This window comes from Flavobacterium sp. YJ01 (assembly GCF_029320955.1).
GTDB lineage: Bacteria > Bacteroidota > Bacteroidia > Flavobacteriales > Flavobacteriaceae > Flavobacterium.
This window is the reverse complement of sequence record NZ_CP119757.1, coordinates 2,374,072-2,390,593: the sequence shown is the minus strand read 5'-3', so window position 1 is coordinate 2,390,593 and position 16,522 is coordinate 2,374,072. Positions and strand designations below refer to the sequence as shown.

The window sequence follows — 16,522 nt, the reverse complement described above, 5'->3', positions numbered from 1 at the left end:
GGAATCTAAAAGTAAAAAATCATTCATTTTGGCTGATTGTTAGGAATTTTGCAATTTTTGAAGGCATGCTGCATATTTATTTTTTGTCTGATTAATACTAAATTTTGGTTTTTTACGTTTTAGTGAATGAATTTAGAAGAAACAAGAATTAAACAAATAAATTAAAGTTTGTAAAAAAAATGATTAGGGCAGAAGAAGTGTGAATTATACGCTATTATATCGTTTTCGTTACTATTACAATTAAGTTTAAAAAGTTAAATGCTAAAGATGGTGAGAAGTTAGTGCGATTTTAAATTCAATTTTTGCTTTTAAGTTATTTAAAATATTTATTTTTGCTCTTCAGAAAATTCAACATACAAAATAAAATATGAGAACAATACAATTTAGAGAGGCCATTTGTGAAGCGATGAGCGAAGAAATGCGTCACGATGAATCCATATATTTAATGGGCGAAGAGGTTGCAGAATATAATGGAGCATACAAAGCTTCAAAAGGAATGCTTGCTGAGTTTGGAGAAAAAAGAGTAATCGATACTCCAATTGCTGAGCTTGGTTTTACAGGAATTGCAGTAGGTTCTGCAATGAATGGAAACCGACCGATTGTAGAATATATGACTTTCAACTTCTGTTTAGTTGGTATTGATCAAATTATAAATAATGCTGCTAAAATGCGTCAAATGACTGGTGGACAATTTAATGTGCCTATCGTTTTCCGCGGACCAACAGCTTCTGCTGGTCAATTAGGAGCTACTCACTCTCAAGCTTTAGAAAACTGGTTTGCTAATACTCCAGGTCTTAAAGTTGTAGTTCCTTCAACTCCTTACGATGCAAAAGGACTTTTAAAATCTGCAATTCGCGATAACGATCCTGTAATTTTCATGGAATCTGAGCAAATGTATGGTGATAAAGGTGAAGTGCCAGACGGAGAATATACTATTCCATTAGGAGTTGCTGATATTAAACGTGAAGGTACAGATGTAACAATCGTTTCTTTTGGAAAAATCATCAAGGAAGCTTTTATTGCTGCTGATGAATTAGCTAAAGAAGGAATTTCTTGTGAAATTATCGATTTAAGAACGGTTCGTCCTATGGATAAAGATGCAATTCTTAAATCTGTTAAAAAAACAAACCGTTTAGTAATTCTTGAAGAAGCTTGGCCATTTGCAAGTGTTTCTTCTGAGATTACATATATTGTTCAAGAACAAGCATTCGATTTTCTTGATGCACCAATTCAACGTATTACAACTGCAGATACTCCAGCGCCTTACTCGCCAGTATTGCTAAAAGACTGGTTGCCAAATGCTGGTGATGTAGTAAAAGCAGTAAAGAAAGTATTATACAAATAATACATATTTAAAATACTCACAAAACTTCATCATTCATAGTTAATTGATGAAGTTTTTTTTTGCCCAGACAATGAAAAGAATAATTTTACTCAGCCTATTTTTTGTATTCGCATTTGCGGCTATTGCTACTGCACAAACGAAAGTGAGTGGAATTGTTTTGGACAAGTCTAACCAGCCGATACCTTTTGCCAATGTGGTTTTTAAAGGTTCTAATACCGGAATTGTTTCTAATGAAGACGGACGTTTTTATTTGGAATCACCAAATACTTATACAGCATTATTAGTTACTTCGGCAGGATTTTCAGATAAAGAAGTTCCTTTAGAAAAAGCAGTTAATTATAATTTCAAAATTGTTTTAGGCGAAGCCGAAGCACTAAATGAGGTTGTAATTTATACAGGAAAAACTTCTAAGAAAAATAATCCAGCATTGGATATTTTGAGGAAAATTTGGGAAAGAAAACGTAAAAACGGACTTTACCAATTCAATCAATATCAAATGCAGAAGTATGAAAAAGTAGAGTTTGACATGAACACGATTGATAGTGCATTCATGAAAAATAAACTTTTTAAAGGAATGGAGTTTGTCTTCAATCATGTTGATACTTCTGATGTTACGGGAAAAACGTATCTTCCAATTTTTATCAACGAATCGGTTTACGATGTTTACGGAGATAATAAATTGAAAAAGGTTAAAGAGAATTTGACGGGAAATAAAATGTCTGGATTTAATGGGAATCAGCAGATTTTATCTTTTGTAAAAGACCTTTATTCCGACTATAATATTTACGATAATCACCTTAAGTTTTTTGATAAAAGTTTTACAAGTCCGCTTTCTAAAACTGGAATTGATGTCTATAACTATGTATTAAAAGACAGCGCTTATATCGATAAAAAGTGGTGTTTTAATATTGTTTTTTATCCGAGACGTAAAAACGAATTAACCTTCAAAGGAGATTTCTGGGTAAATGATACCACTTTTGCCATCAAGAAAATTAATATGGGGGTTACTAAAAGTGCCAATATTAACTGGGTAAAAGATATTTACATCGAACAAGAATTTGAAGTAGAAAACGATTCAGTTTTTCTTTTAACGCGCGATTACATGATGTCTGATTTTGCTTTAAATAAAAAAGAAAAATCAAAAGGAGTTTACGGAAAACGAACGACATTGTATCGTAACCATAAATTCAATATTCAGAAACCAGAGAAGTTTTATAAAGAAGAAGTCAATTTTATTGATAACGCGGTTTATGAGCGACCTCCCGAATTCTGGGAAGAAAATCGTTTTGAGAAATTAAATAAAGACGAAGCGGGTATTTATAAAATGCTCGACACATTGCAAACTGTCAAGCGATTTAAGCAGCTGTATAATCTCGTCTCCATTTTAGGTAGTGGTTATGTCGAATTTAAAAACTTCGATTTCGGGCCAATTTTCTCTACTTTTGGTTACAATGAAGTTGAAGGTTTGCGATTAAGAGCAGGAGGAAGAACCTATTTCGGACCAAACGATCCTTGGCGTATACAAGCTTATACAGCTTACGGATTTGATGATAATAAATTCAAATATGGAGTTTCTGGAAAATGGATGGTCGATAAGAAAAATCGAGTTATTATTTCTGGTGGAAATAGGCGTGACATCGAACAAATTGGAGCTAGTTTAACTACAACAAATGATGTTTTAGGTCGAAGTTTTGCATCTTCTGCTTTGTTTACAACAGGAAGTAATGGAAAATTAACCAATATTAATTTGAGTAATGTTTCTATCGAAATGGAAGCCAAAAAGAACTTTATTGTTTCTGCGGGACTTTCGTATCGAACATTAGAATCTGCTTCAAAAACCTTTAGTTTAGATTATTATACAACTTTGCCAAGCACTGCAAATCCGACGGGAGTTGTTCAGAGTATGGTAAAACAATCAGAAGCGAATATTCAGTTTGAATATATGCCAAATAGAAAAACTATTGGTTATGGTGTAGAAAGAGATTTAGTAGACAGTCCTTTTAGCCATTTCTTCGTAAACTTTAGTTACGGACTTAAAGGTGTTTTTGATAGTGATTTTGCTTACGAAAAAATTCAACTTTTCTATAGACAGCCAATTATTATTGGACCTTTAGGAAGAACAAATATTACAATTGAAACAGGAAAAACATTCGGAACAATTCCGTTAGGATTAATGAGTGTAATTCCGGGTAACCAAACTTATTTTACAATAGAAAATACGTTTAGTAACTTGAATTTTTACGAATTCGTAACCGATCAATATACAACTTTGCAATGGAATCATGATTTTGGTGGAAGATTGTTCGCTAGAATTCCATTTATGAGAAAATTAAATTGGAGAGAATTTATTGGGGTTAGAGCAGTTCATGGAACTATTTCTGATGCTAACCGTGCCATTAATGCTTCGGGATTGCCATATAATGCTCCAGAAAAAGTATACTGGGAATACAATGCAGGAATTGGAAATATCTTTAAAGTTTTCCGCCTTGATTTTTCATGGAGAGGAAATTATTTAGATATGCCAGATGCACATAAATTTGCCATAAAAGGATCTTTTGGGTTTTATTTCTAGCTTAAGAAGGGACAAAGATTCAAAGTTACAAAGTCGCAAAGGTTTCTATTCTTTGCGGCTTTTTTATGCAAAAACTCTGCGGCTTTGAGGCTTTGCGAGAACTAATTTCATTTTTCTTATTTTTGATTTACTTTAGAAATCCAAAATTATGCAAGAAGCTATTGATTTTCTTTCAGCTAAAAACCCAATATTTCTAGAAATTATTGAGAAATACGGATTACCTCAAATTCCAAAGCGTCCTCAGGGTTTTGAAACTTTAGTGTTATTAATTTTAGAACAGCAGGTTTCTATCGATTCTGCGAAAGCTACATTTTTAAAAATTAAATCGTATACCACTTGCAATCCTGAGACAATGGCTGTTCTTTCAGATGAAGAATTTAGAAATTTTGGAGTAAGCCGTCAAAAAACAAAATACATTAAGATTTTAGCCAGGGCCATTTTAAGTAAAGAATTAGATGTTGAAAGTTTAGCATTAAAATCAGCAAAGCAAGTTCGTGAAGAATTAATTAAACTAAAAGGAATCGGAAATTGGACCATTGATATCTATTTAATGTTCTGTCTTCAAGAGCCCGATTTGATTCCGTTGGGAGATATTGCCGTCATTAATACCATAAAAGAATTATTAAATATTCACGATAAGCAAGAAATGGAAATTCATGCTCAACAATGGAGTCCTTATCGTTCTTATGCCACTTATTTGCTTTGGCATTATTACCTGAAAAAAAGAAATCGAACAATTACTTATTAAATGCTTGTTTTTTAAACTCTAATGCGGATAATTTAACCTTGTTTTTTATTGTAAAACTAGATTCTTTAGTTATTTTTGCAACCGAAATTATAGAAACAATAAAAAACGAAAATGACCGCAGACAAATTAACGACTTTCGATGTATTAATCGAAATACCGAGAGGAAGCAGAAATAAATACGAGTACGATTTTGAAATTAAAAGAATGCGTTTTGATAGAATGTTATTCTCTTCAATGATGTACCCAGCAGATTACGGATTTATTCCAGAAACTTTAGCTTTAGACGGAGATCCTCTTGATGTATTAGTTTTAATTAACGAACCAACTTTTCCTGGATGTGTAATTGAAGTAAAGCCAATTGGAGTTTTCCACATGGCAGATGATAAAGGACCAGACGAAAAAATTATTTGTGTACCAGTTTCAGATCCAATCTGGAATTCATTAAATGACCTTTCAGATATTAACGGACACTTATTAAAAGAAATCGAGCACTTTTTCCAAGTTTACAAAGATCTTGAAAACAAAAAAGTAGACGTAGAAGGATGGGGAGACGTTAAAGAAGCATTTGACATTATTGCAGAATGTACTAAGCGTTTTGATGATATTGAAAATAAACCAGAGGGATTATTTAGTATTAAATAATTTTAACCGTATTCTAATATAAAAAAAGCAATACTGCCGTCAGGAGTATTGCTTTTTTGTTTAAATTCGTTTTAGTTAGATTGTTGACTATTAACCAAAACCATTAATATATTATGAATGCATTTATGATTTACCTGCCTATTGTCATGGCAGTTTTAGGATTACTTTTCATGGGAATAAAAAGGAGTTGGGTTTTAAAACAAGACGCCGGAGATGGTAAGATGAAAGAGATTTCAGATTACATCTACGAAGGAGCTTTAGCCTTCCTGAAAGCAGAATATAAATTACTAACGATTTTCGTAATTATTGCCAGTTTAGCTTTGGCAGGAATTACTTTTATCCCAGGAGTTAAAACACATTTATTAATCGTAATTGCCTTTATTTTTGGTGCATTATTTTCTGCTTATGCAGGAAATATTGGAATGAAAATAGCAACAAAAACAAACGTTAGAACCACTCAGGCAGCACGTACCAGTTTACCGCAGGCCTTAAAAGTTTCTTTTGGAGGCGGAACCGTAATGGGTTTAGGTGTTGCAGGTTTGGCTGTTTTAGGTTTGACAGCTTTCTTTATAATTTTCTTTAATCTTTTTTCTGACGGAGTTTGGAAAGATACCGATACAATGACAGTTGTTTTAGAAACTTTAGCAGGTTTTTCGCTTGGTGCAGAATCTATTGCATTGTTTGCCAGAGTTGGAGGTGGAATCTATACAAAAGCTGCTGACGTTGGTGCCGATTTAGTGGGTAAAGTAGAAGCAGGAATTCCAGAAGATGATCCGCGTAATCCGGCAACAATTGCTGATAACGTAGGAGATAATGTTGGTGACGTTGCGGGGATGGGAGCTGATTTATTTGGTTCGTATGTAGCAACGGTTTTAGCCGCAATGGTGCTAGGAAACTATGTGATAAAAGATATGGGCGGAAGTATCAATGATGCTTTTGGCGGAATTGGACCAATATTGCTTCCAATGGCAATTGCTGGTTTCGGAATCATATTTTCTATTATAGGAACACTTTTAGTGAAAATTTCAGACGATAACGCAAGAGAAGCTCAAGTACAGAAAGCATTAAATGTAGGAAACTGGGTTTCTATTATTTTAACAGCGGTGGCTTGTTTCTTTTTAGTACAATATATGTTACCAGAAACCATGCAGATGAGTTTCTTTGGTGAAGGCTCTAAAGCGATTTCATCAATGAGAGTTTTCTACGCAACTCTAGTTGGATTAGTTGTTGGTGGAGCAATCTCATCAGTAACAGAATATTATACAGGATTAGGTACAAAACCCGTTTTGGCAATTGTTCAAAAATCATCAACTGGTGCAGGAACAAACGTAATTGCAGGTTTGGCGACAGGAATGATTTCTACTTTTCCAACTGTAATTTTATTTGCTGTAGCAATCTGGATCTCGTATGCTTTGGCAGGATTTTATGGAGTGGCACTGGCTGCTTCAGCAATGATGGCAACAACAGCAATGCAATTAGCAATTGATGCTTTCGGACCAATTTCTGATAATGCGGGTGGAATAGCAGAAATGAGCGAATTGCCAAAAGAAGTTCGTACAAGAACAGATATTTTAGATTCAGTAGGAAATACGACAGCAGCAACTGGAAAAGGTTTTGCAATTGCTTCTGCAGCTTTAACTTCATTGGCTTTATTTGCGGCTTATGTAACCTTTACAGGAATTGACGGAATCAATATTTTTAAAGCACCTGTTTTAGCAATGTTATTTGTCGGAGGAATGATTCCTGTGGTTTTCTCTGCTTTGGCAATGAATTCTGTTGGAAAAGCAGCAATGGATATGGTGTACGAAGTTCGCCGCCAGTTCAAGGAAATTGCTGGAATTATGGAAGGAACAGGAAAACCTGAATATGGAAAATGCGTTGAAATTTCTACAAAAGCCGCTCTTCGCGAAATGATGCTGCCAGGAATTCTAACAATTGGTTTTCCTATTTTAATTGTTCTTTTAGGTAAGTTAGTTTATTCAGACAATAATCAGTTAATTGCTGAAATGTTAGGAGGATATATGGCTGGAGTTACCGTTTCTGGTGTTCTTTGGGCAGTTTTCCAAAACAATGCAGGAGGTGCTTGGGACAACGCTAAGAAATCTTTCGAAGCTGGAGTTATGATCAACGGCGAAATGACTTATAAAGGTTCAGATGCGCATAAAGCAGCCGTGACTGGAGATACTGTTGGAGATCCGTTTAAAGATACTTCTGGACCTTCAATGAATATTTTAATCAAATTAACTTGTTTAATAGGGTTGGTAATTGCGCCAATTTTGGGCGAAGGAAATGCACATTCTGACATTGCAGGAAAAGCTTCTTGCTGTGCTAAAACAGAACTACACGCTGGCGGAGTTTCTAAATGTGGTGATTTGTCTAAAATGACAAAAGAAGAGTGCATTAAAATGTGTAAAGAAAAAGGTTGTTCGCCAGAAGAAACAGCTAAATGTTTAGCTCATTTTGATGAAAATGGAAATCCTTATAAAAAAACGGATTGCTTTGACACTAGCAAATATGAGAAATCATCTGTGAAAGTGGAAGTTAAAAATATAAACGGAAAAACGACTGGAACTGTTACTAAAACAGAAAATGGTAAAACAACAACTGAAGTTTTTGAAGGAACAGAAGAAGAAGTTTTAGCGAAAGTTGAAGCTGCTAAATAATAACTTTAACAAAGTTTCTTAAACAAAAATGCCTCTAAATAATTTTAGAGGCATTTTTTATAGGTTTAAAGCATATTCTTTTATTAAAGTTGATGCTGGAATATGAAGTTTTTCATTTAACACTCTGATTTGCTTTATTGTCAATGCTCTTTTTCGATTAAATAATTCAGAGACTCTTGATCTGCTGTTTAAAATAATCCCTAAATCGGAATCAGTTAATCCATTTTGTTCCATCATGAACCGAATTGCTTCAATTGGATCGGGTTCTGGAATTGGGTAATGTATCTGTTCGTATTTCTCTATCAGTGTAACTAGAATATCTAACTCGTCACCTTCGATAGTGTCAGGCTTTGCATCAAAAAGAGAATTAACTTTTTCTAAAGCCAAACTGTAATCTTCCTCTGTTTTTATTGGTTTTATATTCATTTTACAAATTTTTAATATCTTTTAAATCATCATATTCGTTATGTGTTCCAACAAAAAGAATATAGACAATTTGAGTTTCGTAATTGATTTTTACAATTAAGCGATAATGATTTCCGCAAATATTGAAAACTACTTTATTGTTACCTACGAAATCTGCTGTCCCAAAAAATGATTTTATGGCATTTGAATTATCAAAATTATTTTTATCAAATACTTGATACCAAGCTAACAATTGTTGTTTTGAATTTGGAAATCTTTCCCAAAAATTTTGCAATGTTCTTTTTGCTATTATTCTCATACTTAGTTTGACAAAGATAATGAATTTTCCCAATACGGGAAATTTTATTCGACAAACAAAAGTAAGAAAATAATTATAAATAATTTTGTTCGAAAAAACAAAAAATGCCTCTCAAATTATTTAGAGGCATTTTTTATTTCGTGTAAATCTGTGTAATTCGTGTTTTAAAACAACCCATTCAATTCAGCATCAATTCTGTTAATGATATCTCCTAAATCTTCAGGATTGTCAACAAAATTAATATTGTCAACATCAATAATCAATAATTTTCCTTTAGCATAAGTCTGAATCCAAGCTTCGTATCTTTCATTCAAACGGCTTAAATAATCGATAGAAATAGAGTTTTCATATTCGCGTCCGCGTTTGTGAATCTGTCCAACCAAATTCGGAATAGAACTTCTTAAATAAATCAATAAATCTGGAGCTTTAACCAACGATTCCATTAATTCAAACAAAGACGTGTAATTTTCAAAATCACGACTTGTCATTAATCCCATTGCATATAAGTTGGGAGCGAAAATATGCGCATCTTCATAAATCGTTCTGTCTTGAATGATTTTTTTTCCGCTTTCGCGAATTTGCTGCACTTGACGAAAACGGCTGTTTAGGAAATAAATCTGAAGATTAAACGACCAGCGCTCCATTTGATGGTAAAAATCATCCAAATACGGATTATCAACTACATCTTCATAATGAGGTTCCCATTTGAAATGTTTCGCTAATAATTTGGTTAGAGTGGTCTTTCCTGCGCCTATGTTTCCTGCTATTGCTATGTGCATTACGGTGTTACGATTTTATAATTTGATATATCTGTAGCTGTAAAAATAGATAAAATTTGTTCTTTGTAATAAAAATTGTCAAAGGTTTTTTCTAAAATTTTAATCTCAGAAACAGCATCAGGATTTGATTTGTCAATTCCTTTAAAAAACAATAAATTATCTTTAGTGAAAAGATATTGTGAAGAACTAACTATGGCAATTTTATCAAAATCAGCTATTTTGCCCAATAAAGTTATTTTGCCAAAAATATCGCAAGAATACCAATTGTTTTTTTTATCAATCCAAATAAAAGTATTAAAATCAGTTTGATAATACTTAATTGGCTCTGTTAACGGAATAGAAACGGTTTTGTATTCGTTTTTTAAATAATCAAAAAGACTAACTTGTTGGTTTAAGGCATTGTAAATCCAAAGCTGATTTTGTGTTGACATTCCGACTGCCGTAACTACAATTGGTGACGGATTTTGAGAAAAATTAATTTCAGTCATTTTATTTAGTTGATTATCTAACAAAACAACACTATTAAAATCTTCGTAAAACAATACTATTTTCAACGGATTTTGTAAATCGACTTTGGTGATTTTTCCCAATGAAACATTTTTATATTCAAAAAGTTCATTTCCCTTTACTTTGCTAAAAACATTGTTTTTAATTTGATAAGAATATCCAAAAGCGTCAAATCCTAAAAACTGATCTGAATTATTTTTAAAATGCGAAAGTAAAGTAGGGTTTATGCTTGAATTCTGGGCAGAAACCGCATTTATAGTGCAGAAAGCAAGAAAAGAAAATATAATTTTTTGCACCTTTTTTGACATGAGAAAATTGATTTACAAGAGTACCAAATTACAAAAAACCTTCGTTAGAAAACCACTTTTGGTGCTTAAACCTTTTTTTATTCTAATAGTCTAAAAAATAAGCGGTTCTATCTATGTCCTATAGCCGTTAATATATTTAATTTTTTGGATTTTAAAATTAGTAATACATTTGAATGTAAGTTTTATCGGATTTACCCAACTTTAAAGAAAATAAAATGAAGAAATTATTTTTTTACATGACACTAATGCTTGTTTCTGTACAAATTCAGGCTCAAAAAGATTTTCAAGGAATGGCTGTTTATGAGTCAAAAACTCAAGCCCCGAAATTTGAAGGAATGCGCGGAAACAGAGACATTACGCCAGAAATGCAAAAAAGCATGGAAGAGCGTATGAAGAAAATGTTAGAAAAAACCTTTATTTTAAATTTCGATAAATCGGCTTCAATCTATAAAGAAGAAGAAAAACTAGAAGCGCCAGGGCAGCAAGGCGGTTTTCGTGTAATGTTTGGTTCATTGACAGGCGGTGGAGGCACTTTCTATAAAGATGTGAAAGCAAAATCATATACAGTTGATAAAGAATTTATGGGCAAGGAATTTCTTGTTGTAGATTCTCTTCCAAAATTAAACTGGAAATTAGAACAAGAAACCAAACAAATTGGCGGTTATAACTGTTTCAAAGCTACAGCTGTAAAAGCGGCTAGTAAAACCGATTTTAGAAACTTCAGACCTAAGAACAACGACGATTCTAAAAAAGAGGAAACTAAAAAAACTTCTGGAGAAACAAAGACGAACTTTGCGGATAACTTCGAAATACCAAAAGAAATTGTGGTTACGGCTTGGTATACACCAGAAATTCCGGTGAATCAAGGCCCAGAAAATTATTGGGGACTTCCCGGTTTAATTTTAGAAATCAACGACGGAACGACAACAATTCTATGTTCGAAAATTGTTCTAAATGCCAAAGAAAAAGTAGAAATGAAGCCATCTAAAAAAGGAAAAGTAATCTCTCAGAAAGAATACGATGAAACGGTAATTAAAAAAATGGAGGAATTTAGAGAAATGAATCGTGGTCGTGCAGGCGGACCACCACCTCCTATGGGAAGATAAAATTTATAAAATTCCGATAGTTTAAAACATTATTTCGCCTATACGTTACGTTCAGGTGCAAATTTCAATATTCTTATAATGAATAAAATACTTTTTGTTTTTGCCTTACTTTTTACTTCTGTATGCTTTTCGCAAAGTGTTCGTTTTGATGGTTTAATTCAAGATGAACAGAAAAATCCGCTTGAAATGGCCAATATTATGGCAATTAACAACGGCACAAAAGCAATGGATTCGTACGGAATTACCAATGACAAAGGAAAATTTCAGCTTACTTTAAAACCAAATACTGCTTATACCATAAAAGTAAGTTATCTCGGAATGAAATCTAAAGAAATTCCAGTTGCAACAAAATCTGAAAATATGACTCAAAATATTGTTTTGGATGGAGCAGGAATTGAATTAGAAGGTGTTGAAATTGTTCGCGAAATGCCAGTTTCAATCAAAGGAGATACAATTGTTTACAATGCCGATTCTTTTAAATCTGGAACAGAAAAAAAGCTAGAAGATGTATTGAAAAAACTTCCAGGTGTTGAGGTAAATGCTGATGGAGAAATTGAGGTTGAAGGAAAGAAAGTGAGCAAATTAATGGTAGAAGGCAAAGATTTTTTTGATGGAGATACCAAATTAGGCGTTAAAAATATTCCGGCAGATGCTATTGATAAAGTTCAGGTTTTACGAAATTATAACGAAGTAAGCCAATTAAAAGGTCTTGAAAATGATCAGGATAATGTGGCTATGAATATTAAATTGAAAGAAGGAAAAAAGAACTTTTGGTTTGGAGATGTTACGGCAGGAATTGGCGTTGCAGAATTAGACAGTCGTTATATTATTAACCCAAAACTCTTTTATTATAGTCCGAAATACAGCATTAATTTAATTACCAATTTTAATAATATTGGTGAATTGCCTTTAACAGCACAAGATTATTTTAAGTTCACGGGCGGATTTAAAAACATGATGAAAAAAGGCGGAAGCAGTTTTAATGTTTCTTCTAATGACTTAGGAATTTCACTTTTAAGAAATAATAGAGCCAAAGAAATTGAGACCAAATTTGGCGCAACAAACTTTGCTTATTCGATTAACAAAGCTTGGAATTTGAGCGGTTTCGGAATTCTTTCAACATCAAAAACAGAATTAGAAACTAAATCGCAGACCACAATTTTGGATTCTGGAAATAAGGACAATCGTAACGAAAATACAAGCCAGAAAAATAATTTGGGACTTTTTAAATTAAGTTCAACTTATAAGCCAAGCGACAAATTTCAGTTTGATTATGATATCTTAACCAAATTGACCAAACAAGAAGAATATTCTGATTTGTTTAGAGAACAGATTGTGAAGAATGTTGCGACTTCAGAAGATATTTTTACAACAAAAAAGCAAGATCCAACTTCTGTTAATCAGAATTTGAGTTTGTATTATACGCAAAGCACTAAAAATATTTTTGCATTTGAAGCGCAGCATTTGTATCAGGACGAAAATCCATTTTATAATGCCAATTTACAAACAGCTCCTTTTGATGAGGATGTTTTAACTGGGTTTACTCCAAATCAAAATAGAAATGATTACAATCAGAATCGTTTTGTGAAAACGAATAAGTTGGATGCAAAATTGGATTACTATTATATGGTAACTCCAAAAAGTAATTTCAATATTACATTAGGAAATACATATTCGTATCAGAATTTCAATTCTCATATTTTTCAGATGTTAGATAATGGAGATAGAAATGATTTGAATGATCCTCAAAACAATAATGACGTAGATTACAGATTTAATGATGCTTTCGTCGGTTTTCATTATAAAATTCTAACAGGAAAATTTACCCTGACGCCTGGAGTAAGCTTGCATACTTATCAAATGACAAACGGACAATTGGGAACCGATTATTCTCAAAGTTTTACTAAAGTTTTGCCAGATTTCTTCGCTTTATATCAAATCAAAAAATCAGAGACGTTGACTTATAATTTCTCTTTAACGAATGATTTTACCGATATTAACCAGTTGGCAGCGGGTTATGTTTTGTCTAATTACAGTAGTTTGTTTCGTGGAGATCGTTATTTAGAAAATGCAACTTCTCAGGTTCATTCGCTTCGTTATTTCAAATATAATATGTTCAATTTTGAGAACATTTTTGCCAATGCAACTTATACCAAAAAAGTGGATGCAATTAAAACAAAAGCAGATTTTGATGGAATTAACCAGTCTTCAGTTCCTTATAATTCAAATTTAGCAGATGAAACTTTTTCTGGAATGGGAGCTTACGGACGTTCATTTTTAAAAAACTATAAAGCTTCTGCAAACGCAAGTTTGAACTGGTCAAAATTCAACAACATTCAAGATAGTGAACAAAGAACAACAGAAAGTTTTGTGCAGAGTTATACAGTAAGAGCTTCGACAAATTACAAAAAACTTCCAAATATTGAATTTGGATACAATCTTTTGATTAATAAATACAGCGGATCTACTTTTTATACCGATAAGCCATTTGCCAAATTAGATTATTATTTCTTAGACAGTTTTTCTTTTGTATCTGAATACGAATTTTATCATTATTACAACGGAGATAAATCGGTAGATAATGAATACGATTTTTTAAGTGCTAGTTTAATTTATCAAAAGAAAAACAGCAAATGGGAATATAAAGTCTCGGCAACCAATTTGTTAAATACAAGATATCTTAACGATGATAATTTTACGCAATTCTCTACACGAGTTTCGCAATATACGGTTCAGCCGCGCTACATTATCTTTTCGATGAAATACAATTTATAAGACATTTGGCTGAATTTTGAAGTCAAGACATTTAATTTTAAAAGGAATGGAATATCTTTACATCAATATTAACAGCCAAATTTTTATATTATGCGCAATTTTATTTGGAGTTTACTGCTATTTACTTCGACAGTTTTTACGTCTTTTTCTCAAACAAAAGAGATTGAAAAAGGAACTTATATATCAAACAATAAAGGCCAAAAAATTAAACTGAACTTATTAGATGATAATAAATATGAGTTAGTATTTTATTCGGGCGAATATGCAATAAAAGGCGATTCGTTATTATTTGTCAAAAATACTCCATCGGGAAATAGCTTCGATCTTGATTTTAAAATCGATAAAAAAGCTAAAAATATAAAAGTAAACTTTATAGATCCTTCCTATTATTCTTTTTATATAGGAACACAAAAAGGAAAAGAAGAAGTTAAATATCAAAGACTTTCTGATATTCGTTCTAAACAAGACCCCAATTGGACTAAAAATAATTTAGAGTTTGAAATTGAAAAAACAGACTTTCTATATTTAGTTTACGAAGAATACGACGGAAAAAGCGATGTTTTTAAATACGAACTTCCTAAAGATGTTTCAGAAATTACCATAACTTATGAATTAGCGGTTTTAGGTGATTTAAAAATTTTCGGCTTTTTTGATAAAACTACTAACGAATTAAGAATTTCAGAGAAATCTGGAGTTAATCCATTGGTTTTTACTAATGCAAAAGATCCGCAGCCAGTTAAGAAAACTTCAAAAGTAATTCCGTTAGAAAGTACATCTGTTTCAAATTGGACTTATCCAGGAAAAGAAGATGTTTCAAGTTACGATTATGGAGCAGGAGTAGCTGTAGATACTGCTGTCGCTGCGACAGATTTAACAGTAGCTCCGCCAGTTTACAATCAATATAATTTTAAACTAAAGATTGAAAATAGCTTAAACAAGGCGATTTCCGAAACTAAAAATTCAAATAATAATAAGTTTTTAGGAGTTTATGTAGACAGTAAAAAAACAGCAAAAGAAAGTTTTGATTTTTTTGTAAAAGATCAAGAAACGCAAACTGGTTACAGCATGTACGATGGATACAATGCTCTTTATGATGTTTTTAATTATTATTTGGCTGGAGCCGATGATAAAAAATGGCTGAAAAATAATAAAATAACCAGCGATCCTAGTATTGTTGTTTTAAACGGACAAGGAAATATATTGGCTATCGCAAAATCTGATTTAGAAACACAGAAATATCAGTTTAATTATTATGGCGATTTCTATCGTAAACTTCTCAGAGCCGATGCTTTTGTTTCTTTAGATAATGTTTTAAAAAGTAAAAAAGCTTCAGATGCCGATTTAATTTATGCTTTTAATAAAGCTGCTGCATTAGAATCATCTTATGATTATGAATATAATGTTGATAATAGCATTTCGACAGAATTTGTAGTTACAAAAACGGCTTTAGACAAAAAAGAACTTGCACAAGCTTGGAAAAAATTGATCGAAGCACATCAAAAAGATAAGCAGGTAAATATGTATTTGGCAGAAACCATCATTAAAGAAATCAAGAATTTAGGATTTACTAAACAGCTTTTTAATGAAGATAGAATTTTAAATGATACCGATTTCTTGGCTATAGATTATATTCTCAAACATTCTGAAGAAATAGAAAATAATCGCGCCGCATTTAATACCAAAGCAGGAGAGATTCACGCTCTTAATAATGCGGTTTCTGAAGTTTCTAATGCTTTACAGCAAAATCTTTACGCTTCTCAAGATGGTTTAACGGGAGATGTAAATAAGGATAAAATCAATTCTGTTTATAAAAAGATCATTGCATCTGGAAAAGGAAACTTTGATGCTTATAGAAATTACTTTTATTATCTAAGTCAGCTTCAAGAAAATGACGGTTCTAATACAACTTATTTAAAAGAATTTAATGCTTATTTCGATTCAGCTCTTTCAGGCGGAAGCCCAATCGAGAAATTAGATGCAATGTTTTCTGGTTTAGATTCTAGTTCAAGTTATTCTTACGATGGATGGAATTCATTTAAAGAATATCATTCTAGTACAGCCAATTCTGCCGCTTGGACTGTTGTAGAAAATCAAATGAATGCAAATTATTTAAAAGATGCCATAAAATGGTCTGAATATAGTTTGGCCGTAACTAAAAATAATCCATATTATTTAGATACACTTGCGCAGTTGTATTATAAAGACGGACAAAAACAAAAAGCAATTGAAACACAGACTTTGGCAGTTAAATATTTAGACGCAAATACAGATGCAACAACAGCGGAGGAAATAAAAGAAGTTTTGACTAAAATGCAAAACGGAAATTATTAAAACAAAGTAATCGCATAAATAT

Annotated in this window: 12 protein-coding genes; 8 read left to right on the top strand and 4 right to left on the bottom strand. The window is 32.3% G+C overall.

All coding sequences use genetic code 11. The annotated features are described in order from the left end of the window. Positions 1-367 precede the first annotated feature (367 nt). From P0R33_RS10425 to P0R33_RS10405, 5 genes are all read left to right on the top strand, one after another. Positions 368-1,345, top strand: a complete 978-nt coding sequence (locus P0R33_RS10425; protein ID WP_276175375.1) for a pyruvate dehydrogenase complex E1 component subunit beta — start codon at positions 368-370, stop codon at positions 1,343-1,345. A gap of 70 nt (positions 1,346-1,415) precedes the next feature. After that, positions 1,416-3,917 carry a DUF5686 family protein gene (locus tag P0R33_RS10420; protein ID WP_276175373.1) on the top strand — a complete coding sequence of 834 codons (2,502 nt, stop codon included), beginning with the start codon at positions 1,416-1,418 and terminating at the stop codon, positions 3,915-3,917. Between the two features lie 148 nt (positions 3,918-4,065). Then, entirely contained in the window at positions 4,066-4,665 is a 600-nt protein-coding gene (locus P0R33_RS10415) for a DNA-3-methyladenine glycosylase 2 family protein (protein ID WP_276175372.1), read from the top strand. A 111-nt stretch (positions 4,666-4,776) separates the two neighbouring features. Beyond that, a complete protein-coding gene (locus tag P0R33_RS10410; protein WP_276175371.1) occupies positions 4,777-5,307 on the top strand; it encodes an inorganic diphosphatase in 531 nt (176 codons plus the stop codon). A gap of 113 nt (positions 5,308-5,420) precedes the next feature. After that, positions 5,421-7,970, top strand: a complete 2,550-nt coding sequence (locus P0R33_RS10405; protein ID WP_276175370.1) for a sodium-translocating pyrophosphatase — start codon at positions 5,421-5,423, stop codon at positions 7,968-7,970. A gap of 57 nt (positions 7,971-8,027) precedes the next feature. On the opposite strand, the gene P0R33_RS10400 is transcribed toward P0R33_RS10405, so the two are convergent. The 4 genes from P0R33_RS10400 to P0R33_RS10385 all read right to left on the bottom strand — a co-directional run bounded on the left by P0R33_RS10400 (position 8,028) and on the right by P0R33_RS10385 (position 10,276). After that, positions 8,028-8,396 carry a DNA-binding protein gene (locus tag P0R33_RS10400; protein ID WP_276175369.1) on the bottom strand — a complete coding sequence of 123 codons (369 nt, stop codon included), beginning with the start codon at positions 8,394-8,396 and terminating at the stop codon, positions 8,028-8,030. A gap of 1 nt (position 8,397) precedes the next feature. After that, positions 8,398-8,694: a type II toxin-antitoxin system HigB family toxin gene (locus P0R33_RS10395; protein WP_276175368.1), complete on the bottom strand. Its 297-nt coding sequence runs from the start codon at positions 8,692-8,694 to the stop codon at positions 8,398-8,400. A gap of 164 nt (positions 8,695-8,858) precedes the next feature. Next, entirely contained in the window at positions 8,859-9,473 is a 615-nt protein-coding gene (locus P0R33_RS10390; protein ID WP_229354545.1) for a deoxynucleoside kinase, read from the bottom strand. Further along, a complete protein-coding gene (locus P0R33_RS10385; protein WP_276175367.1) occupies positions 9,473-10,276 on the bottom strand; it encodes a hypothetical protein in 804 nt (267 codons plus the stop codon). Before P0R33_RS10385 ends, P0R33_RS10390 begins: the two co-directional genes overlap by 1 nt. A gap of 227 nt (positions 10,277-10,503) precedes the next feature. On the opposite strand from P0R33_RS10385, the gene P0R33_RS10380 reads away from it, so the two are divergent. The 3 genes from P0R33_RS10380 to P0R33_RS10370 all read left to right on the top strand — a co-directional run bounded on the left by P0R33_RS10380 (position 10,504) and on the right by P0R33_RS10370 (position 16,500). After that, the gene (locus tag P0R33_RS10380) at positions 10,504-11,394 is read left to right on the top strand and encodes a GLPGLI family protein (protein WP_276175366.1); all 891 of its coding nucleotides are present in this window, start codon (positions 10,504-10,506) and stop codon (positions 11,392-11,394) included. Positions 11,395-11,472: 78 nt separating this feature from the next. Then, positions 11,473-14,169 carry a carboxypeptidase-like regulatory domain-containing protein gene (locus P0R33_RS10375; RefSeq protein ID WP_276175365.1) on the top strand — a complete coding sequence of 899 codons (2,697 nt, stop codon included), beginning with the start codon at positions 11,473-11,475 and terminating at the stop codon, positions 14,167-14,169. Positions 14,170-14,259: 90 nt separating this feature from the next. Then, a complete protein-coding gene (locus tag P0R33_RS10370; RefSeq protein ID WP_276175364.1) occupies positions 14,260-16,500 on the top strand; it encodes a hypothetical protein in 2,241 nt (746 codons plus the stop codon). Positions 16,501-16,522: the final 22 nt, after the last annotated feature.